At 72.4% G+C, this 19,846-nt stretch carries 18 protein-coding genes; 3 read left to right on the top strand and 15 right to left on the bottom strand.

Going from position 1 to position 19,846, the window contains the following annotated elements:
* Window positions 1–145: 145 nt before the first annotated feature.
* The 4 genes from AB0L89_RS37605 to AB0L89_RS37590 form a co-directional block, all read right to left on the bottom strand.
* A complete protein-coding gene (locus AB0L89_RS37605) occupies window positions 146–817 on the bottom strand; it encodes a response regulator transcription factor (RefSeq protein ID WP_365151808.1) in 672 nt (223 codons plus the stop codon).
* The gene (locus AB0L89_RS37600) at window positions 814–2,073 is read right to left on the bottom strand and encodes a histidine kinase (protein ID WP_365151806.1); all 1,260 of its coding nucleotides are present in this window, start codon (window positions 2,071–2,073) and stop codon (window positions 814–816) included. Before AB0L89_RS37600 ends, AB0L89_RS37605 begins: the two co-directional genes overlap by 4 nt.
* Window positions 2,074–2,138: 65 nt before the next feature.
* Entirely contained in the window at window positions 2,139–2,954 is an 816-nt protein-coding gene (locus tag AB0L89_RS37595; protein WP_365151804.1) for an ABC transporter permease, read from the bottom strand.
* Entirely contained in the window at window positions 2,951–3,895 is a 945-nt protein-coding gene (locus tag AB0L89_RS37590) for an ATP-binding cassette domain-containing protein (protein WP_365151802.1), read from the bottom strand. The genes AB0L89_RS37595 and AB0L89_RS37590 overlap by 4 nt, the downstream gene beginning before the upstream one ends.
* 147 nt (window positions 3,896–4,042) lie before the next feature.
* Here AB0L89_RS37590 and AB0L89_RS37585 point away from each other — a divergent pair, with 147 nt between their 5' ends.
* Window positions 4,043–4,594 carry a GNAT family N-acetyltransferase gene (locus AB0L89_RS37585; protein ID WP_365151800.1) on the top strand — a complete coding sequence of 184 codons (552 nt, stop codon included), beginning with the start codon at window positions 4,043–4,045 and terminating at the stop codon, window positions 4,592–4,594.
* Between the two features lie 71 nt (window positions 4,595–4,665).
* On the opposite strand, the gene AB0L89_RS37580 is transcribed toward AB0L89_RS37585, so the two are convergent.
* Both AB0L89_RS37580 and AB0L89_RS37575 read right to left on the bottom strand, forming a co-directional pair.
* Window positions 4,666–5,268: an NAD(P)H-dependent oxidoreductase gene (locus AB0L89_RS37580; RefSeq protein ID WP_365151797.1), complete on the bottom strand. Its 603-nt coding sequence runs from the start codon at window positions 5,266–5,268 to the stop codon at window positions 4,666–4,668.
* Window positions 5,269–5,318: 50 nt separating this feature from the next.
* Window positions 5,319–6,857, bottom strand: coding sequence for an MFS transporter (locus tag AB0L89_RS37575; RefSeq protein ID WP_365151795.1), 1,539 nt, complete (start codon window positions 6,855–6,857; stop codon window positions 5,319–5,321).
* Window positions 6,858–6,924: 67 nt separating this feature from the next.
* On the opposite strand from AB0L89_RS37575, the gene AB0L89_RS37570 reads away from it, so the two are divergent.
* Window positions 6,925–7,593, top strand: a complete 669-nt coding sequence (locus tag AB0L89_RS37570; RefSeq protein WP_365151793.1) for a TetR/AcrR family transcriptional regulator — start codon at window positions 6,925–6,927, stop codon at window positions 7,591–7,593.
* A gap of 89 nt (window positions 7,594–7,682) precedes the next feature.
* Here the strand turns inward: AB0L89_RS37570 and AB0L89_RS37565 are convergent, their stop codons facing one another.
* A complete protein-coding gene (locus tag AB0L89_RS37565) occupies window positions 7,683–8,615 on the bottom strand; it encodes a helix-turn-helix transcriptional regulator (RefSeq protein WP_365151791.1) in 933 nt (310 codons plus the stop codon).
* A 94-nt stretch (window positions 8,616–8,709) separates the two neighbouring features.
* Here AB0L89_RS37565 and AB0L89_RS37560 point away from each other — a divergent pair, with 94 nt between their 5' ends.
* The gene (locus AB0L89_RS37560) at window positions 8,710–9,441 is read left to right on the top strand and encodes an SDR family oxidoreductase (RefSeq protein WP_365151789.1); all 732 of its coding nucleotides are present in this window, start codon (window positions 8,710–8,712) and stop codon (window positions 9,439–9,441) included.
* 11 nt (window positions 9,442–9,452) lie between these two features.
* On the opposite strand, the gene AB0L89_RS37555 is transcribed toward AB0L89_RS37560, so the two are convergent.
* From AB0L89_RS37555 to AB0L89_RS37520, 8 genes are all read right to left on the bottom strand, one after another.
* Complete coding sequence (locus AB0L89_RS37555; protein ID WP_365151787.1) at window positions 9,453–11,108, bottom strand: type IV secretory system conjugative DNA transfer family protein; 1,656 nt, start codon at window positions 11,106–11,108, stop codon at window positions 9,453–9,455.
* The gene (locus AB0L89_RS37550; protein WP_365151785.1) at window positions 11,098–12,501 is read right to left on the bottom strand and encodes an ATP-binding protein; all 1,404 of its coding nucleotides are present in this window, start codon (window positions 12,499–12,501) and stop codon (window positions 11,098–11,100) included. Before AB0L89_RS37550 ends, AB0L89_RS37555 begins: the two co-directional genes overlap by 11 nt.
* Before the next feature lie 30 nt (window positions 12,502–12,531).
* Window positions 12,532–14,091, bottom strand: a complete 1,560-nt coding sequence (locus AB0L89_RS37545; protein ID WP_365151783.1) for an SCO6880 family protein — start codon at window positions 14,089–14,091, stop codon at window positions 12,532–12,534.
* A complete protein-coding gene (locus tag AB0L89_RS37540) occupies window positions 14,088–15,431 on the bottom strand; it encodes a hypothetical protein (RefSeq protein ID WP_365151781.1) in 1,344 nt (447 codons plus the stop codon). Before AB0L89_RS37540 ends, AB0L89_RS37545 begins: the two co-directional genes overlap by 4 nt.
* A complete protein-coding gene (locus AB0L89_RS37535; protein WP_365151779.1) occupies window positions 15,421–16,260 on the bottom strand; it encodes a hypothetical protein in 840 nt (279 codons plus the stop codon). Before AB0L89_RS37535 ends, AB0L89_RS37540 begins: the two co-directional genes overlap by 11 nt.
* Window positions 16,261–16,507: 247 nt before the next feature.
* Complete coding sequence (locus AB0L89_RS37530) at window positions 16,508–16,816, bottom strand: hypothetical protein (RefSeq protein WP_055570172.1); 309 nt, start codon at window positions 16,814–16,816, stop codon at window positions 16,508–16,510.
* Window positions 16,817–17,047: 231 nt separating this feature from the next.
* Entirely contained in the window at window positions 17,048–18,703 is a 1,656-nt protein-coding gene (locus tag AB0L89_RS37525; protein ID WP_365151776.1) for a hypothetical protein, read from the bottom strand.
* 218 nt (window positions 18,704–18,921) lie between these two features.
* Window positions 18,922–19,626, bottom strand: coding sequence for a DUF4232 domain-containing protein (locus tag AB0L89_RS37520; RefSeq protein ID WP_365151774.1), 705 nt, complete (start codon window positions 19,624–19,626; stop codon window positions 18,922–18,924).
* Window positions 19,627–19,846 lie beyond the last annotated feature (220 nt).

Here is a 19,846-nt window from a genome sequence, read left to right as displayed (position 1 = left end):
GATGGTACTGCAGGGGGGACCCTGTGGGAGAGTAGGACGCCGCCGAACTCCTTTTGAAGAAAGCCCCGGACCGGGAACGGTCCGGGGCTTTCTTGCGTTTAGGGCCCTTTTGGGAGACGAGCGGAGACCAGCGGAGACGAGTCCTTCAAGAAGGGCTCACCAATTTCGTGTCGTACGCCAGAATCACCGCCTGCACCCGGTCCCGCGCGCCCGTCTTCGCCAGGATGCGGCCCACGTGCGTCTTCACCGTGGATTCCGCGAGGTGCAGGCGCGCGGCGATCTCCGAATTCGTCCAGCCCTGGCCGATGACCGTCAGGATTTCGCGTTCGCGTTCCGTGAGGGCGGCCAGGCGCGGGTGGTTCGCCGGATGCGCGGGGGAGGATCCCGCCACCGGGAGATGGTCGGCGTACGCGTCGAGGAGACGGCGGGTCAGGCTCGGGGCGACCACCGCGTCGCCCGAGGCGACGGCGCGGATGCCGGCGAGGAGTTCCTCGGGCAGGGCGTCCTTGATGAGGAAGCCGGAGGCGCCGGCGCGCAGCCCCGCGTACGCGTATTCGTCGAGGTCGAACGTCGTGAGGATCAGGATGCGGGTGCGGGCGCCCGACGCGATGATGCGGCGCGTGGCCTCGATGCCGTCGAGGCCCGGCATGCGGATGTCCATCAGGACGACGTCCGGACGGAGCTCGGCCGTCATGCGGACCGCCTCGCTGCCGTTGCCCGCCTCACCCGCCACCGTCAGGTCGTCCTGGCTCTCCAGGAGCATGCGGAAGCCGAAGCGCTGCATGGGCTGGTCGTCGACGATGAGTACGGTCGTCACGGTGTTCCGCTGTCCTTGGGGAGATGGAGGTGGACCCGCCAGCCGCCCGGCGGATGGGGGCGCGGCCCCGCCTCAAGTGTGCCGTCGTACAAGGCGGTTCGCTCGTGCATTCCCGTCAGGCCGCGGCCCTGGCCAAAGGGTCCGGAGCGTCCCGAGGGCCCGGGGGGCGGAGAGCCCTGGACGTCGCCCCCTCCCGTGTCCGTCACCTCCACCGTCACGTCGCCGTCCTCGCCGTAGCTGACGTCGACGGTCGCCGTGGCGTCGGGTCCTGCGTGCTTGAGGGTGTTCGTGAGGGCTTCCTGCACCACGCGGTAGACGGTGAGCTGGCGGCCCGCGGGGACCGGGGCGGGGTGACCGCGCACCGTGCTGCGTACGGGAAGGCCCGCGGCCCGTACGCCGTCGATGAGGTGGTGCAGGTCGGTCAGGGCGGGCTGCGGGGAGAGCTCCGCGGCGGCGGGTTCGTCGTCGCGCAGGACGTCCAGGAGGCGGCGGAGTTCGGAGAGGGCCTGGCGGCTGGTCGTGCCGATGGCTTCGAGGGCCTGGGCGGCGCGCTCGGGGGACTTGGCGGCGGCGTACGAACCGCCGTCGGCCAGGCCGGTGATGACGGAGAGGTTGTGGCCGATGATGTCGTGCATCTCGCGGGCGATACGGGTGCGTTCGGCGGCCGTGGCCAGCCGGGCCTGCTGGTCGCGTTCGACCTCCAGGCGGCGGGCGCGCTCGACGAGGGCCTCGGTGTAGTCGTGGCGGGAGCGCACGGCGATGCCGGCGAGCGCGACGACCACGAACGACCAGATCTGCGGGACGATCAGCTCGTCCCAACTGCCCGGCGGATAGCGGAAGGCGCACACCGCCATGGGCAGCACGGCCAGCGCCGCCGCCCGGCCCAGTGTCCTCAGGGGCAGCCGCAGCGCGACGCTGAAGACCACGACGAACTGGATGAGGGCGGACTGGAGCCAGGCGCCCGTCCAGTTGCTGACCGCGGTCGTCGCCGCCATCACGGTGAGCGCCGTCATCGGGTGACGGCGGCGCCACAGCAGCGGCACGGAGAGACCGAGGCTCATCAGGGTGACCTGCCACGCGGGCACGTCGGGGTTGGCCGCGGTGCTGCGCCAGCCGCCGGAGCCGTCGATGAGGGCGGCCACCACGAAGAACACCGTCACCAGTACGTCCCAGACCAGCGGGCGGCGCCGGTCGAAGGCGCGCACCCGCTGGGCCGACCGCTGGAAGTGCCGGGTGAGGGGGTGGGGTTCGGTCACCGGCCCATCCTCGTACAGCCCGTGCACGGCCTCATCCCCTCATGGCCGGGGAAGGCGCGGCCGGGTCACACATCGCGCCGCTTGAGCAGCGCGGCCGCCGCCGCGAGGACCGCCGCCGCCCACAGGGCGAGCGTGAGCACGGCCGGGCCGGGCGCGATGGTGTTCTCGACGCGGGCGACCGAGCCGAGCGCGCTCGCGGCCTGGGCGGGGAAGTACCTCAGGGCGGTGTCGACGGCGTCGAAGGGCAGCATCGTCAGGACCTCGGGCAGGATCAGGACGGCGCCGACGAACGCGCCGATGGCGCCGGGGACGGAGCGGAACAGCGCGCCGAGGCCGAGTGCGAGGAGGCTGAGCAGCGTGATGGACGCGGCGCTGGTCGTGAGGGCGCCGAGGACTCCGGAGTCGGTGAGGGAGAGCGCCTTGTCGGTGTCCGCGAGCCAGATCTGGGCGACGAGGAAGGTGGCGACGTTCGTCGCGAGGGTCACCGTGAAGGCGATCGCGGTGAAGACGCCTGCCTTGGACCACAGGACGGGCAGGCGGCGCGGTACCGCGGTGAGCGAGGAGCGGATCATGCCCGTCGAGTACTCGCCCGCGGTGACGAGGATGCCGAGGACGGCGAGGCAGATCTGGGAGAGCTGGGTGCCGAAGAGGGTGAAGACGACGGTGTCGATGTCGGCGTCGTCGCCGTCGTAGGTGGCGCCCATCGTGATGCCGACGGCGAGGACGAGGGCGGACGCGGTGATCAGGGTGATCCAGGTCGAGCGGAGCGTCCACAGCTTGTGCCACTCGGAGCGGACGACGCCTCTGAGGCTCAGGCGGTAGGAGGCGGCCGGGCGACGGGGCGCGGTGGGTGCGGTGGCGGGTGCGGTGGTGGTGCTCATGCCGCGGCTCCTGTGGGGACGGTGGGGGTGGCGTCGGCCGTGGTCGCGACGTAGTCGACCGAGTCGCGGGTCAGGTCCATGAAGGCCTGTTCCAACGAGGCTGCGTGCGGGGTGAGTTCGAAGAGGGGGATGCCGTGGGCGGCGGCGGTGCGGCCGATGTGTTCGGCGTCCGTGCCGTGTACGTCGAGGACGCCGGGCGTGCCGCCGGTGATCTGTACGCCGGGTCCCGCGAGCAGTTCGGTGAGGTGGCCTGCCTCGGGGGTGACGACCTTGACGGTGCCGCTGCCCGACGCGCGGACGAAGGCGTCGACGGTGGTGTCGGCGAGGAGCCTGCCGCGGCCGATGATGATCAGGTGGTCGGCGGTCAGGGCCATCTCGCTCATGAGGTGGGAGGAGACGAGGACCGTGCGGCCCTCGGCGGCGAGGGACTTGAGGAGGGTGCGGATCCACAGGACGCCCTCGGGGTCCAGGCCGTTGACCGGCTCGTCGAGGATGACGGTGGCGGGGTCGCCGAGGAGGGCGGCCGCGATGCCGAGGCGCTGGCCCATGCCGAGGGAGAAGCCCTTGACGCGCCGGCGGGCGACCTCGTGGATGCCGGCCAGTTCCAGGACCGCGTCGACGCGGCTCCTGGGGATGGAGTGGGTGTGGGCGAGCGCCGTGAGGTGGTGGAAGGCGGAGCGGCCCGGGTGGACCGAGCGGGCCTCCAGGAGGGCGCCGACCTCGTGGAGGGGCGCGGGGTGGGCGGCGTAGGAGCGGCCGCCGATGGTGGCCCGGCCGCGGGTGGGGGCGTCGAGGCCGAGGAGCATGCGCATGGTGGTGGACTTGCCGGCGCCGTTGGGGCCGAGGAAGCCGGTGACGGTGCCGGGGTGCACCTCGAAGCCGAGGTCGTCGACGACGGTCTTGTCGCCGTAGCGTTTGGTCAGTCCGTGTGCCCGAATCATGGTCTCGATGCTGGCGTGCGCGGGGGCGCGGATCGTCGGACCGGGGGCGGGAAGCGGGCGCGGCGGGTAGTACCGGGGTAGGACGGCTACCCCGAGGGTGAGCCGGACGACTCCTGGGTGTGCGCCCGGAGAACTTAGGATCACGGCATGGAACACGAGTACGTCGTACGGGCCGTGCGGGCCGAGGAGTGGCCGCAGGTCAGGGAGCTGCGCCTGGCCGCGCTGCGGGATCCGGCGGCTCCGGTCGCCTTTCTGGAGACGTACGAGGACGCCGCGGCGCGGCCGGACTCCTTCTGGCAGGAGCGTGCGTCGGGTGCCTCGCGCGGGCTGTCCGTCCGGCAGTTCGTGGCCGAGGGGCCGCACGGGGTGTGGGCGGGTTCGGTGACGGTGCTGGTCGAGGAGGCCGGGGCGGAGGACGTCTTCGGCGGGGTGATCGAGCAGCGGCAGGCGCACCTGGTGGGCGTCTTCGTGCGGCCCGAGCACCGGGGCGGCGGGGCGACGGACGCGCTGTTCGGGGCGGCGGTGGAGTGGGCGTGGTCGCTGGCGGGTCTTGAGCGGGTGCGGCTGTACGTGCACGAGGGCAATCCGCGGGCGCAGGCGTTCTACCGCCGCTTCGGCTTCGTACGCAGCGGAGAGGCCGTCCCGGTGCCGGGCGACCCCTCCGCGCGGGAGTACGAGATGGTGCTCAAGCGGCCTTAGCGGGTGGGCGGCGCGCACCAAGGCCCGGTCGCCCGGCCTCTTGCGGGGCGGGCGGCCGGGCCTGTCGCGGGCTAGCGGTACGGGTTCTCCGCGCGGGCCGTGCGGAGGGCCTTCGCCCACCAGGCCAGCTGGTCGAGCATGACCTTGGCGGCGCCGGGCGCGCCGTCCTTGTCGTGCGCGCGGCCGCCCTCGCCGAAGTGGTCCCAGGCGCCGTGGAAGCTGACGCCGTCGCGGACGGTGGCGCAGTGCAGCTCGGCGAAGACCAGGCGGAGCTGTTCGACGGCGCGCAGGCCGCCGCTGATGCCGCCGTAGGAGACGAAGCCGACGGCCTTGGCCTCCCACTCCGTGCGGTGCAGGTCGATGAAGTGCTTGAGTCCGGCCGGGAAGCTGTGGTTGTACTCCGGGGTGACGACCACGAACGCGTCGGCGGCGTCGACCCGTTCGGAGAGCGAGGCGAGGGCGGGGGTGGGCTCGGTGCCCCAGGCCGGGTGGCCGTCGGGCAGCTCCAGGGCGGCGACGTCGATGACGTCGACGGTGAAGCCGGTGTGCTGCTCGGCGAGGGCGGTGAACCAGTCGGCGACGGTGGGGCCGAAGCGGCCGTCGCGGTTGGAGCCCACGACGACGGCGAGGCGCAGGGGCGCGGCGGCGGTGGTGGTGTCCGGGGTGGTGGTCATGGCGTACTCCTCAAGAACGGTCGTGCTGGGGACAGTTGGTGGGTACGGCGTCAGTGAGTCTGCGCTGTCGTGGTTTCCGCCGGGACGGCGGGGGTGATCTTGGGTGCTTCGGCCGTGCGGGGCCGGGGCTCGGGGCGGGGCCGCAGGAGGGTGTGGACGAGGACGGCGAGGGCGGTGAGGGCGCCCGCGACGGTCCAGAGGGTGAGCTGCCAGGCCTCGGTGAACGCGGTGGCGTGGCCGCCCGCGCCCGCCGTGATGCGGCCCGCGAGCTCCGCCGAGCCGACGCGGGGCTCCAGGAGGGCCAGGAGCAGGGCGCCGAAGAGGGTGAGCATGACGGCGCCGGTGCCGCCGCGGACGGTGTTGAGGAAGCCGGAGGCCATGCCGACCTTCGCGGGTTCGACCATGCCGAGCGCCTGGGCGTCGATGATGCCGACGGACAGGCCCTGACCGGCGCCGATGGTCAGCAGGGGCCCGGCGAGCGCGGCGGTGGGGATGCCGGGGTGCAGGGTGGTCAGCCAGGCGTTGCCCGCGGCGATCAGGAGCAGCGACAGGACGAGGACGCGGCGGGCGGGGACGCCGTGGTTGACCAGGCGGGCGCCGAGCGGGGGCAGGGCGAGGACGGGGACGGTCATCAGGAGCAGGGTCAGGCCCGCGTCGCGTGCCGTGGCGCCGCCCGCGCCCTGGAGGTAGGTGGGCAGGAAGACCAGGACGCCGGTGGTGCCCGCGCCGAGTCCGAAGGCGCCGATGGACCAGCCGAGGAAGGCGGGGTCGCGGGCCAGGGAGAGGTCGAGGATGGGCCGTCCGCCGGTCGCGGCGAGGCGCTTCTCGACGCGTACGAAGGTGATGAGCAGGGCCGCGCCCGCGGCGAGCGGCAGCAGCGTACCGGCCGACGTCCAGCCGGACTTGGAGCCCTGGGTGATGGCGAAGAGGGTCAGGGAGAGGCCGCCGATGAAGGTGGCGGCGCCGGCCTTGTCGACGCGCGGGGCGCTCTCGGCGCGGGACTCGGCGAGGAGGCGGGAGCCGGTGAGGACGACGGCGCCGGCGGCGGCGAAGACGAGGAACGTGGCGCGCCAGCCGAGGCCGTCCACCATCCAGCCGGAGAAGGTGGGGCCGATGGCGAGGCCGACGCCCGCGGTGGTGCCGAGGGCGGCGAACACCCGGGTGCGGGCGGGGCCTTCGTAGGTGGCGGCGAGCAGGGAGCCGCCACTGGCCATGACGCCCGCGGCGCCCGTGCCCGAGAGCAGCCGGGCGGCGTCCAGGAGCAGGATGTGCTGGGCGGCGGCGGAGGCCAGGGTGCCCGCGGCGTAGAGCGTGGCGCCCGCGGTGAGGACGCGGCGGCGGCCGAAGATGTCGCCGAGCGAGCCGGCGACGAGCATGAAGGAGGAGGCGGCGAGGAAGTAGCCGACGACGACCCACTGGAGGGCGGCGCCCGACGCGTCGAGGTCGGAGCCGATGCGGGGCAGGGCCACGGTGGTGCCGGACATCGCCATGGGCAGCGTGAGCATGCCGAGGAGGACGACGAGGAGGGTGAGGACGGGACGGCCCCGGCGGAGGGGCCGCGGGGCCTGCGGAGCGGTCTCGGTGGGCATGCGAGTAAAGTACAACGTGCGTTGTAGTAATTACAACGGTCGTTGTAATTTTCTTGGGAGAGGTGAGATGGCGGGCAAGGCAGACCAGGACACAGAGGGACAGAAGCCGCTGCGCAAGGGGATGGCGGAGAAACGCCGGGCCATCACGAGCGGCGCCCGTACCGTCTTCGGGCGCGAGGGCTACACGCGCGCGAGCATCGACGCCATCGCCGCCGAGGCCGGCGTCTCCACGCGCACCATCTACAACCACTTCGGCGACAAGGAAGGCCTCTTCCGCGCCGTCCTGCTGGAGAGCGCGGCGACGGTGACCGAGACGACGGCGGCGGTCTTCGAACGGCATCTGCGCAAGGTGCGCGACGTCGAGGAGGACCTCCTCGACCTGGCCCGCGACTGGGTCGCGCAGAGCGCGGCGCACCCCGGGCACTTCGCCGTCGTGCGCCAGATCATCCCGGAGGGCGGGCGGCTGCCCGCGGACGTCCTGGCGGAGTGGCAGCGGATCGGGCCCCGGGCGACCCAAGAGGCGCTGGGGCACTGGCTGTTGGAGCTGGGCAGGCAGGGGCTGCTCGCCGTCGACGAGACGAACGCGCGCAAGGCGGCACGACAGTTCGCGCTCATGGTGGGCGGCGGGGTGACGGCCGAGTCGTACTTCGGTGCCCTGCCGCTGACGGAGGCCGAGATCGAGGAGATCGTGCGGGACGGGGTGGGGATCTTCCTGCGGGTGTACGGGGTGGGGTGAGGGTGGTCCGTACGGGGCCTGCGGGGTGGGGGTGAGGATCGGTCCGTACGGGGCCCGCGGGATGAGGGCCCGTGCGGGGCCCGCGGCTTCTACAGGTCCGGCTCGGCCCGTGCGATGAGGTAGCCGAGCTGGGCCCGGGAGCGGGAGCCCAACTCACGGGAGATCGCGGCGACATGGCCCGCCACCGTGCGCCGCGACACCCCGAGGCGGCGCGCGATCGCGTCGTCCGTGAGGCCGGAGACCAGCAGCTTCATCACGGCGCGGCGGACCTCGTCGAGGATCAGCGGCTCGCGGGTGCGGGCGGCGGCCGCCTCCGCCACCGGCCTGGCCCGCTCCCACGCGTCGTCGAAGGCGGCGGCGAGGTGGGCGACGACGGCGGGGTGGCGGATCTCCACGGCGCCCCGGCCGAGGAGGTAGGCGGTCGTGCGGTCGCGGACGACGAGGCGGCCGGTCAGCTGGTGCAGCGTCCGCACCTCGCCGCCCGCCCGCTCGACGTCCTGGAGGTGGCGCCACCGCGCGGCGTGCGTGCGGGCCGCGTGCGGGAACAGGGCGCGGTGGGTGACGCCGGGCGGGACCGTGATCCCCTCCGCCGCCCGGATGGTCAGCAGCTCTTCGCGGCAGTCCCGCACGGCCTGGTCCAGGAGCGCGGGGACGGCGTCGGCGCCGTCGAAGGCCGTCAGCCAGTCCTGGGACTCGCGCCGCGCGGCCCGGTAGATCGCATGGACCGGCGAGAAACCGGAACTGATCGACCGCAGCCGGTCCTGCTGGGCGTCCAGCGACTCCCGTACCGGATGCAGCAGTTCCGACTCCGCGACGTTCGGCGACACCGGCACGAGGACGTCCGGGTCGTCCGGCGGCGGCGTGAGGAGACCCAGGCGTACGAGGCAGTGGGGCGCCGTCGCGCGCGGCAGACAGCCCTTGACGACGGCGGCGCGGTAGCGGGTCAGGCCGTCGGCGCAGGGGGCGTCCACGGTGTCGGTGCAGCGGCAGCCGGTCGCGGGGCCCTGTGCGTCATCGTGCATCGCACGATTATGCACCGGGAAATCGAAGGTTCACGTGGGTCTTCGCTGTGAGACTCGAAGTCGCAAGGGATCTCCTCTTGGGAATCGAAGGAACGTGGTTGATGTGAATCTCTCCGGCAGCACCGTCGTCATCACCGGTGCGGGCAGCGGCATCGGGCTCGCCACCGCCGAGCTCGTCGCGCGGCGCGGCGCCCGCGTCGTGCTCACCGACCGCAGCGCGGAGGCGGTGCGGCCGCACGCCGAGCGGATCGCCGAAGCGACGGGCGCCGAGGCGGAGTTCCGCGCGCTCGACGTCACCGACGGCGCCGCCGTCGAGGAGGTCATGGCGTCGGTCGGCACCATCGACCACCTCCTCACCTGCGCGTCCGGCAGCATGATCGCGCCCTTCGAGGAGCTCACCGAGGCGCGGGTGCGGCAGTTCTTCGAGGTCAAGTGGTGGGGGCAGTACCGGTGCCTGCGGGCGGCGCTGCCGTACATGCCGAAGGAGACGGGGTCGGTCACGCTCGTCTCCGGATACCTCTACCGCAAGGCCGACCCGGGCTACTTCGCCTTCGCCGCGGTCAACGGCGCCGTCGAGGCCGCCGTGAAGTCCCTCGCCATGGAGCTCGCGCCACTGCGGGTCAACGCGGTGGCTCCGGGCCCGACCGACACGCACGCGCACCTGATGAGCCCCGAGGAGCACCGCGCCTACCGCGCGGAGATCGCCGGGCGGCTGCCGGTGGGGCGGCCCGGCACCGCCGAGGAGGTCGCCCACGCGGCGGCGTACCTGATGGAGAACACGTTCACGACGGGCACGACGCTGGACGTGGACGGCGGGAAGCGCTGACGCACGGCGGCCTACGGCACCGGCAGTTCGCTGTCCGGCCAGCGGGTCCTGCCCTGTTCCCGGGAGCGCAGCAGGGCCAGTGTCGGGAGTCCGCGGTCCGCGCCGGTGGCGAGCAGGTCCGGCAGCTGGGGCAGCGGGGCCACCGCGGCGACGTCGTCCAGGACCAGCGTCATTGGTGGGTCGAGCCGACCGGAGGATGACCGTTCGGCCATGCGCCGGCCGTGCTCGACCACGCTGGAGGCGAGTGCCGTCAGCAGAGGCATGGCACCCGGGCCCTGGTGGGACTTGGGATCCTCGATCGCCTCACCCACCACAAAAAGCGTGCCCCCTTCCGCCACGAAGGAATCCAGGGTGAGCGCATCAGTTCGGTTTGGTGTGCAGGATTCACGGACGTGGACCGTGAAGAGCGCGGAGAGCGCGCGGGCGGTCAACTCCTGGGCGATGTCGCGCCGTTCGGGGTGCGCGGTGAGGGCCGCCTCCAGCTCGCCCGCGCTGCCGGACGAGGCCTTGGGATGCGTACGGAGGACGCGTACCGCCTCCTGGACCTGGGTGCCCTGGGACCAGCGGTGGACGAGCTTCATGGGCTTGTCGGCCACCGCGGCGGCGTGCAGGAAGCTGCGCAGCAGCGTCCTCGCCGTGTCGGCCACGGCGCTGTCCAGCTTCGCGGTCGGCCTTATCGGGGCGAGGAGGGCGGCGGCGCGGTGGTCGGCGGTCGTCCTGTCCTGGCAGCCGGCGGTGGGGGACCAGTGCAGGCGGGCCGGGGTGTCGCAGAGGTGGGAGGGGTCGTAGAGGAGGACCGGGCCGAGCTTGGCGCGCGCGTCCTTCGTCTCGGCCCACAGGGTGGGGTCGGAGGTCAGGACGAGGGCGGCGCCCTCGGCGTCCTGGATGGCCTGCACGGCCAGGGGGCGACGGGTCGCGGGGTCCCCGAGCACGAGGGGCGTGCGGGGGGTGGGGACGGCGAGACCGGGGGGAGTGGGGGGACCGGGGGGAGTGGTGCCGGGGCCCGCGGCCTCTGTGGCGAGGGGCGCGACGGCGGGCGTGACGGGTTCGGCCTCGACCGGCGCGGGTGCGGGTGCGGACGCGGATGCGGCGTACGCGAGCGGCGCGGCGGTCTGCGCGGGGCCCGCGGGTACGGACGACTCGACGGGCCCGGCGGGACCGGTGGACGCGGAGGACTCGACGGGCCCGGCGGCCCCCGGACCCGCCCCCGCACCAGCGGGCTCCGAACCCGCACCAGCGGAGGCTGCCCCCGCCTTCGCCCCCGCCCGACGCGCCCTCCGTACCGCCCGCGCCCGCGTCACCGTCCCCATCACGAAGACCGTCAGCACGACGAGGACCAGCAGCTGGCCGATGAACAGGCCCCAGAACAGGCCGTACCCCGACAGCTGGCCCGCCGGGGTCTGCGGCCACGCGCCCGCCACGTCCTGCGGGTTGCCGATCAAGTGGCGCACGGCAGGCGGCGTATGACCGAACGACACCTTCTCCGGCCAGGCCCCGCGCGCGAAGCGGCCCGCGAGGTTCGTGGCCGACCACACGAGCACCGTGGCCCCGATCAGCAGGGCGAGGAAGCCCACCAACAGTCCGTCGGGCACGCCGCGTTCGGGACGCGCGCCCCGCTCGGGGCCGCGTCCGCGGGCGGACCGGTCCCGCTCCCACTCATCCCGCATGCTGCTCCATGTACGCCGCCCGCTCCTCCGCCTCCAGCTCCGCCGCCCGCATGGCGTCGTCGACCGGACCGTCCTCCTCGGCGCGGTCGGCGGACGACTCCGTCATGGCGCGGTCGGTGAAGACCAAGGGGCGTTCCGTCTCCGTGATCAGGTGTTTGACCACCTGGACGTTGCCGTTCACGTCCCAGACCGCGATGCCGGGCGTGAGGGTAGGGATGATCTCCACCGCCCACCTCGGCAGCCCGAGCACCCGGCCCGTCGCTCTCGCCTCGTCGGCCTTCTGGGCGTAGATCGTCCGGGTCGAGGCCATCTTCAGGATCGCCGCCGCCTCCTTCGCGGCCGCGCCGTCGACCACGTCGCTCAGGTGGTGGACCACCGCCACGAACGACAGGCCGAGCCGTCGGCCGAACTTCAGCAGCCGCTGGAACAGCTGTGCCACGAAGGGGGAGTTGATGATGTGCCACGCCTCCTCCACCAGGAAGATGCGCTTCTTGCGGTCGGGCCGGATCCACGTGTGCTCCAGCCACACGCCCACGATCGCCATCAGGATCGGCATCGCGATGGAGTTCCGGTCGATGTGCGAGAGGTCGAAGACGATCAGGGGGGCGTCCAGGTCGATGCCCACCGTCGTCGGGCCGTCGAACATGCCCCGGAGGTCGCCGTCGACCAGCCGGTCCAGGACCAGCGCCACGTCCAGACCCCAGGCCCGCACGTCGTCTATGGCGACGTTCATGGCCTCGGCTGACTCCGGCTCCGGGTGCCTGAGCTGCTCGACGATGTCGGTGAGGACCGGCTGGCGCTCGACGATGGTCTCGTTCACGTACGCGTGCGCGACCTTCAGCGCGAAGCCCGAGCGCTCGTCGAGCCCGTGCCCCATCGCCACCTCGATGATGGTCCGGAGCAGCGCGAGCTGACCGGTCGTGGTGATCGCCGGGTCCAGCGGGTTGAGCCGGATGCCCATGTCCAGGGCCGCCGTCGGGTCGAGCCGGATGGGAGTTATCCCCAGCTCCTGGGCGATGAGGTTCCACTCGCCGACGCCGTCCTCGCCCTGCGCGTCCAGGACGACGACCTGCCGGTCCTTGAAGCGCAGCTGCCGCAGGACGTACGTCTTCTCCAGCGCCGACTTGCCGTTGCCGGACTCGCCGAGCACCAGCCAGTGCGGCGCGGGCAGCTGCTGCCCGTACAGCTGGAAGGGGTCGTAGATGTAGCCCTTGCCGGAGTACACCTCACGACCGATGATCACGCCCGAGTCGCCGAGGCCCGGCGCGGCCGTCGGGAGGTAGACCGCCTGGGCCTGCCCCGTCGACGTACGCACCGGAAGCCTGGTCGTCTCGACCTTCCCGAAGAGGAAGGAGGTGAAGGCGTCCGTGAGGACGGTCAGCGGATCCCGCATCGCAACAGCCTGCCTCTACGTCGATACCGTCTAGCGTCGGATGCCGGTCGCGAACGGCAGCGTGTTGACGAAGGCCCTGTGGTGCTCGCGGTCGCACCACTCCAGCTTCAGATACGACTTGCCGGCGGAGGCGCGGATGGTGCGCTTGTCGCGCGCGAGCGCCTCGGGGGAACGCGACGAGACCGTGATGTAGCCGACGAGGTTGACGCCCGCCGCGCCGCTCGCCAGGTCCTCGCCGCGCTGGTCCAGGCGGGAGTGCGAGGCGATGTCGCGGGGGTCGACCGTGCGGTTCATCTTGGCCTGGCGGCTCGCCTCGGCCTCGTCGTTCGTCTTCTCGGTGAGCATCCGCTCGATGGCGACCTCGGTGGGCTCCAGGTCCATGGTGACGGCGACCGTGCGGATCACGTCGGGGGTGTGGACGAGCAGCGGGGCGAGGAAGTTGACGCCGACGGGCGTCATCGGCCACTCCTTCACCCAGGCCGTGGCGTGGCACCAGGGGGCGCGGGTGGAGGACTCGCGGGTCTTGGCCTGGAGGTAGGTGGGCTCCATGGCGTCGAGCTCGGCGGGCCAGGCATTGCGTTTCGTCATCGCCTGGATGTGGTCGATGGGGTGGTCCGGGTCGTACATGGAGTGGACCAGCGAGGCGAGGCGGCCCTGTCCCAGGGGCTGGCGCACCCGGATGTCGGCCTCCTGGAGCCGCGAGCAGATGTCGGTCAGCTCGCGCGCCATGACGACCGCGAGACCGGCGTCCTTGTCGAGCTTCCTGCCGCCCTGCGGGCGGGCCGCGCGGGCCATCGCCTGGGCCTCGCCCGCCAGGTCGCGGGAGTAGTGCATGCAGGCCACGAGGTAGGCGCGGTGCTGCTCGCTGCTGGTCGACACCATCGACTGGAGCTGGTCGTACGACTCCTGGAGCCAGGGCAGCGCCCGGTCGTCGCCGCGCTGGGTGACGTCCTTGGCGTGGGCGTCGGGGTCGGCGGGCAGCGTACGGGCGAGCATCTGGAGGCGGGTCACGAAGCCGTCGCCGTTCGCGACGTGCTTGAGGAGCGTGCCGAACCGGTCGACCAGGGCCTCCTGGTCCTCGGAGTCGCGCAGGCCGACGCCGGGGCCCTCGATCTCGATGGCGGCGGTGACGGTCCGCCGGTCCGCGTGCAGGAGCACGGCGATCTCGTCCGGGCCGAAGGGCGCGGCCAGCCAGCTGATGCGGCCGATGCCGGGCGGCGGGCCGATCTCGACCTCGCGGCCGTCCAGGCGCACACCGGACTCGGGCGCGGCGGAGCGGTAGGCGGTGCCGCGCTTGAGGGAGCGCTTGTAACTGCGGTTGATCTCGAACCACTTGTAGAAGGTCCGGCCCTTGTACGGGACGTACACCGCCGCGATCGCGAGCATCGGGAAGCCCGTGAGCAGCACGATGCGCAGGGAGAGGACGGGGACCAGGAGCCCGCACATCATGCCGAGGAACGCCCCCGCGATGATCAGGGCGATCTCGCCCGTCTCGCGGTTCTTGCCGACGATCGCGTTCGGCCGCGCGCGGCCGATCAGATATGTGCGGCGGGGCGCGACCGGCTGGGACACGTGGGACTGGGTCGTCAACGCCCTTCACCTCCCGTGCGGTTGGTACTGCTGGTGCGGGAACCGCCGCGGTTGCCCGCGTGCGGTGTGTTCGTCGCGCTGCCGCGCGGCGGGGGTGCGGCGGAGGGGACAGATCCGCCGCCGTTCGACGAGCCGCCCGCGGGGCGGCTGCTGTGCGCGGCGACACCGCCGCTGGCGGGGTTGGCGGGCCGCGCCTGGCTGTTCCCGCCGCCACCGCCGCCGCCGTTGCCCCGGGCACTGTGGGTCTTGATGCCCTGGGAGACGAGGGAGGCGGGGGAGCTGATCACGGCGGCGGCCTTGTTCTCGGCGCCGCGCATGATGCGGTTGTTGCGGGAGTTGGCGATCTCGTCGCCGAAGCCCGGCACGAAACGGTAGATCATGGCGCTCGCGAAGATGGCGAGCAGGATGATCGAGAGCCCGGAGACGACCGCGGAGAACGAGTCGGGCCCGTCCTCGGCTGAGAGGGCACCGGCGAGGCCCAGCACGATGACGATGATCGGTTTGACGAGGATGACGGCGATCATGATGCCCGCCCAGCGGCGGACGTGCGACCACAGGTTCTTGTCGACGAGGCCGGCGTAGACGACGGTGCCGAGGAGCGCTCCTACGTACAGGAGCGCGGCCCTGATGACGAGCTCCAGCCACAGGACGCCGGCGGCGAGGATCGACACGAGCGAGACGACGATCAGCATGATCGGGCCGCCGCCGATGTCGTCGCCCTTCTTCAGGGCCTCGGCGAACGTCCCGAAGAACGTGTCCGTCTGACCGCCCGTCGCCTTCGCGATGACGTCCGTGACGCCGTCGGACGCGGAGACGACGGTGTAGAGGATCAGCGGGGTGAAGGCGGAGGCGAGGACCGTGAGCCACAGGAATCCGATGGCCTCGGAGATCGCGGTGGTCAGCGGCACGCCGCGGACCGCGCGCTTGGCGACGGCCATCAGCCACAGGAGCAGCGTCAGGACGGTCGAGGCGGCGAAGACGACGGCGTACTGCTGGAGGAACTTGGGGTTGGTGAAGTCGACGTTCGCGGTCTCCTTGACGGCGTCGGACAGCTTGTCGACGGTCCAGGAGGCGGCTTCGGCGCAGCCCTTGGCCAGGGAGCTCAGGGGGTCGGTGGAGGAGTCGTCGAAGGGGGCCTCGGCGGGGTACTTGCCGCCGCCGCCTCCGCCGCTGCTTTCCTGGCCTCTTTCGCAGTATTTCTTGGCGGGGCCGTGGATCAGGTCGCAGGCGTCGTCCTTCGGCTCCGGCGCGGCGAAGGCACGCGTCGCGAACAGGACGGCGCTGGTCTGCACGGCCGCGACGGCGGCACCGAGTCGGAGCGCACGGCGGCTACCGGGCATAGGTGAACCCTCCGTATCCCTCGACTGCCTTGGCGATCTCGTCGGAGCCGGACGCGCGGTCGTCGCCCGGAACCGGCGAGGGGCCGTCCTTCTGGGAGTGCGTGACGGACTTCCAGTCGCCGTCGATCCACGCCAGCTTCATGGTGATCGTGAACCAGTTGCTGGTGACCGGCTTGGTGGACTTCTCACCGGCCAGCCCGAGCAGGCCGCTGCACCAGACCTCGACGGTCGCCTTGTCACCCGAGAAGTCCGTGACCTCGGTGCCGATCGGGATCGTGCGGGAGACGAACTGGTACCCACTCGGCGTCGAACCGTCCTCGTTCAGGCCCACGTTCTTGAAGAACGGCGCCGTGTACGCCTTGTCGAGGGTGGCCTGGAACTTGGGCACGCTCGTGGGCGCCATGACGGTGTTGAGGATGGCGTCGCGCTTCTTCTTGTCGAACATCTCGGCCGAGCCGAGCGGCACGGCGAAATTCGCCGCCGCACTCTGCGCCCCCTGCTCCGACTTCGCGTACCCCGTGGGGATCCCGTCCGTCTTGCCCCCCACCGGCTTCTCCCCGGAGGGAGCCGTCGCCGATGCGCCCGCCTTCTTCGCGTCGCCGCCGCCCCCGGAGGAGTCGTCGTCGCCCCCTCCCCGGTTGGCGAAGGCGATCGCCGCGATCAGGAGGACCACGACGCCGACCACCGTCACCATGCTCCGCGACGACGTACCGCCGCGGCCGGATCTGCGGGCGCCGCCGTAGACGTCGCCCTCTCCCTCGGGGAGTCTCGTGCGGGTCTCCCCCGAGCCGCCGAAGAGGCCGTCGTTCCGCTCGTCGTCGGGACTCATGCCGCGAACGCCCCCTCAACCTCTCGCTGAACCGCCACGCAGGACACGTAGGCCACGTACGACGGTAGCCGTGCTGGTTCCCGCGCGGGCGCGGTGTGGTGACTCGACATCAGGGAGACGCAACCTCAGCCGGTGGGCACGACGGACGGGTGGGGGAGAGGGGACATGGGAGAGAAGGGGACACGGGGGAGAGAGGGGCACGGGGGAGAGGGGAGGCGGCGGCGCAGGGGGACCGCTGGGCCGACCGCTAGACCGCCATGCCGTAGACGATCGTGAACAGGGTGCCGAGCGAACCGATGATGAAGACGCCGGTCAGACCGGCGATGATCAGGCCCTTGCCCTGTTCCGCGCTGAAGGTGTCGCGCAGCGCCGTCGCGCCGATGCGTTGCTTCGCCGCGCCCCAGATGGCAATGCCGAGACAGAGGAGGATGGCGATCGCCATCACGACCTCGATCATCACGCGTGCCTCGTTGCCCAGGCTCCCGAAGGGCCCCCAGTCGGGGGCGATCCCGCCGATGATGGTGGTGATGTCGCCCTTTTCGGCTGCCATAAGCATGTGTAACTCACCGCCCCTAGTGGGTTGTTCTGCCACCTCTGCCCACCTCGGTACAGAGGACAGCTCATTCTCGCCGACAATCGGGCCCGCGGATGTCGCCTTGGCGCCATTCGTTGGCTGACTTCGTACGTTTCCTCGTACGTGATGTCTGGTCACTCTGTGTATCACGCGGTACGACGCCGGGCAATGAGGGTTCGGCGTGCCTCTGACCAGGTGTTATCTGACCAGGCGTTAAGTGAGGCCGAGCCCGGCGGCCGCGCGGGTCACGAAGGAGCAGTCGGTGTAACGGTAGGCGGTACTCAGCCTCGCGCCCTCGGCTCGATTCCGTACGGTGCCCCGCTTGTAGAGGAAGTGGTACTCGCCGGCGGGCAGCCTCAGCGTCGTTCTGGGGTACTTCGTGACGCCCGCCCGGCAGGCCTTGTCGCCCTGGGACTTGGTGGCGAAGATGCGGCAGGACCCGCAGGCGTCGAGCTTGACGCGGCCGGTGGTGGGGCCGGTGTAGAGGACCTCCAGCCCGCCGGGGCCGAGGTTGGCGAGGACGAAGTCGACCTTGCCGCCGCCTCCGGGGCGGGCCGGAGGCAGGCGGCGGCCCGCGCTCGGGCGCTCGGCGGCGATCTCGGCGGCGACGGCGATGTCCTCGGCGCGCTCGCGCCTGCCGTTGCCGGGGTACTTCTCGACGAAGCCGTTCAGGGTCTCGGCCGCCTTGGTGAAGGCGGCGTCCTTGAACTCGTCCACGCCGCAGGCGTAGACCCCGCGCTCCACGGCGCGGTCGGTGTCCTCGCGCAGGGCGTCGGCGTCGACCTTGCCGCCGGGCAGGGCGTCTGCGGTGGTGGCGATGGCGCGCAGGGCGTCCACGGCGGGGCAGGGGTCGGTGCCCGTCAGCGCGGCCGAGCGGGTGTCGACGGCGGCGCGCAGGGCGGGCCCGACCTCGGTGGCCCGGTCGGACTCGGGGAAGGTGCTCAGGAGTTCGTCCAGGGGCGCGGTGGCGTCGGCGCGGCCGAGTGCGGCGGTCCCGCACTCGTACAGCGAGGTGGCGAGGCGGTCGTCGGGCCAGGTGGCGAGGGTGCCGAGACGGTCCTTGCCGTCGGGGCCGAGCGCGTCGGGGACGGTCCGCAGGTGTTCGAGCGGGGTGACGGCCTCGCAGTACCGCTTGGCGGCGTACGGGGCGGCGGCCGACTTGTAGTAGCGGTCGAGGCTGTCGGGCAGGCGGCCTGCGGCCCTCGAACCGCCGTGGTCCGCGGCGAGGCCCCGGTAGATGCCGAGCGCCTGCTCGTACCGCTTCTTCGTCGCGTCCCCGAACGGCTGCCCGTCGAGCCCCGCGACGATGCGGTCGGCCCGGTCGAGGCGGTCCAGGAGCATCTGCTCGACGGCCTCGTCGCGCGCGGACGCGTACGCGAAGGAGCCGCCCGCGGGCACGGCGAGCAGGACGACGCCGAGCCCGACGGCGAGGGGGGTCCGGAGTGGCCAGCGGCCGCGGTCGCGGGCGGCCAGGCGCGCGCCGTGGGCGGCGGCCAGGGCCAGGACGGCGGCGTAGCCGATGAGTACGCCGCCGGGGACGCCGTCGACGTCGGCGGGCAGGGCGACGAGGAGCAGCGCGGCGGTGGCGGCGCAGCAGAGGGCGGCGAGGGGCAGGCGCCGCAGGAGGAGGTAGCCGAGGCCGAGCCCGGTGAGGTTGAGGAGGGCGGCGGCGAGGGGGCGCAGGGGGCCGGGTTCCGGTCCGGGGCCGATGGCCGGGGGCCGGTCGGGAGGCGGGGGCGGGGACGGGGACGGGGACGGGGACGGCGGATCGAAGAGTGGGGGCGGCGGCGGGAAGGAGGGCGGTGGGCCGAACTCGCCGCCCGGCTGCCCGGCCCGGTCCTCCGGGCCGTGCTGATCCCTGGGCTCCATGGGCGGCTCCCCCCAGCCGTGAGACCGCGTCATGCCTGCCCGTGCCGGGCGGCGCATAACGCCCAATTCCCCTACGGTCGGGGATGGTTGGGTGCACGTCAACCGGCGGGGCGGCAGCGTGGTGGAAGCACGTGGACCCCTGTGACCAGGGCGTTTCCCTGGTCGCAGGGGTCACTCACGTACCCGTGCCGACGGGATGGCCGTCGGCCGACGGGGCGTCAGCCGGCGGGGGAGTCACTGACCTTGGTGACCGGGCCGATGGAGAGCCGGCCGGAGCCCGACTCGCTCACCGGGAGGGTGCCGGCGGGCCAGTCGATGGTGACCGTCTTGGTCTCGTTCGGCGGGGTCACGAGGATCTTGGTGACGCGCACGCCGGAGCCGCCGGTGTTGTTCACCGGGAACTCGATGTTGAAGGCCGCGCTCTCGCCGTCCTTGAGGATGTCGGGGTGGACCTGCTCGCCGTTGCGGTCCACGGAGAGGGTGTCGCCGGTGGAGGTCTTCAGGTCGACGCCCGCGTAGCCGCTGATGGAGCAGTCGCGTCCGCCGCCGTTCTTGAAGGCGACGGTGACGACGCCCTCGTCCTCGCCGGTCGTGTTGTCGGAGGCGGAGACCTCCAGCTCGTCGCTGCGGCAGATGCCGATCTTGCCGTTCTCGTTGGAGCCGGTGCCCGCGGCGGTGCCCTGCGGGGCGTCTTCGCCGCTCTTGCCGGAGGTGCCGCTGCCGCTGCCGCTGTTGCCGCCGCTGCCGCCCGAGCCGCCCGTGCTGCCGCCCGTGCTGCCACCCGTGGAGGAGCTGGAGGACGAGCCGGCCGGTGCCGCGTCCGAGCTGCCGCCGTTGTCGTCGCCGTTGCAGGCGGTGAGCGAGAGCGAGCCGATGAGCGCGAGACCGGCGAGCAGGGTCTTCGAGGCGTGCGTGAGCTTCATGGGATCCCCCGTGAGATGCGTGGTGTGCGTTCCGCTGCGGTCCGGTGCGTTCGGATCCGTCCCGGCGCTTCGGTGCGTCGCCGTGGTGGCTGACGGGGAACAGACAAACCGTTCCCCGTCAGCCTCGGCAAGGAGCGCCGGAGCATCGGGAACGCTGGAACACTCGCATGGGTCCTGACCTGCTAAAACGCCGATCCCATGGAACGCCTCCCTGGGACGG

It is taken from the genome of Streptomyces sp. NPDC052114, from assembly GCF_040680155.1.
Lineage (GTDB): Bacteria > Actinomycetota > Actinomycetes > Streptomycetales > Streptomycetaceae > Streptomyces.
The sequence above is the reverse complement of the archived record's forward strand: the minus strand, read 5'-3'. Positions and strand labels throughout refer to the sequence as shown.

Coding starts and splice junctions, on each gene's coding strand:
- AB0L89_RS37575 (WP_365151795.1), bottom strand. CDS start 6,857: ATGCCCACCGAGACCGCTCCGCAGGCCCCGCGGCCCCTCCGCCGGGGC.
- AB0L89_RS37540 (WP_365151781.1), bottom strand. CDS start 15,431: ATGCCCGGTAGCCGCCGTGCGCTCCGACTCGGTGCCGCCGTCGCGGCC.
- AB0L89_RS37565 (WP_365151791.1), bottom strand. CDS start 8,615: ATGCACGATGACGCACAGGGCCCCGCGACCGGCTGCCGCTGCACCGAC.
- AB0L89_RS37535 (WP_365151779.1), bottom strand. CDS start 16,260: ATGAGTCCCGACGACGAGCGGAACGACGGCCTCTTCGGCGGCTCGGGG.
- AB0L89_RS37550 (WP_365151785.1), bottom strand. CDS start 12,501: ATGCGGGATCCGCTGACCGTCCTCACGGACGCCTTCACCTCCTTCCTC.
- AB0L89_RS37570 (WP_365151793.1), top strand. CDS start 6,925: ATGGCGGGCAAGGCAGACCAGGACACAGAGGGACAGAAGCCGCTGCGC.
- AB0L89_RS37555 (WP_365151787.1), bottom strand. CDS start 11,108: ATGCGGGATGAGTGGGAGCGGGACCGGTCCGCCCGCGGACGCGGCCCC.
- AB0L89_RS37585 (WP_365151800.1), top strand. CDS start 4,043: ATGGAACACGAGTACGTCGTACGGGCCGTGCGGGCCGAGGAGTGGCCG.
- AB0L89_RS37520 (WP_365151774.1), bottom strand. CDS start 19,626: ATGAAGCTCACGCACGCCTCGAAGACCCTGCTCGCCGGTCTCGCGCTC.
- AB0L89_RS37590 (WP_365151802.1), bottom strand. CDS start 3,895: ATGATTCGGGCACACGGACTGACCAAACGCTACGGCGACAAGACCGTC.
- AB0L89_RS37530 (WP_055570172.1), bottom strand. CDS start 16,816: ATGCTTATGGCAGCCGAAAAGGGCGACATCACCACCATCATCGGCGGG.
- AB0L89_RS37595 (WP_365151804.1), bottom strand. CDS start 2,954: ATGAGCACCACCACCGCACCCGCCACCGCACCCACCGCGCCCCGTCGC.
- AB0L89_RS37525 (WP_365151776.1), bottom strand. CDS start 18,703: ATGGAGCCCAGGGATCAGCACGGCCCGGAGGACCGGGCCGGGCAGCCG.
- AB0L89_RS37580 (WP_365151797.1), bottom strand. CDS start 5,268: ATGACCACCACCCCGGACACCACCACCGCCGCCGCGCCCCTGCGCCTC.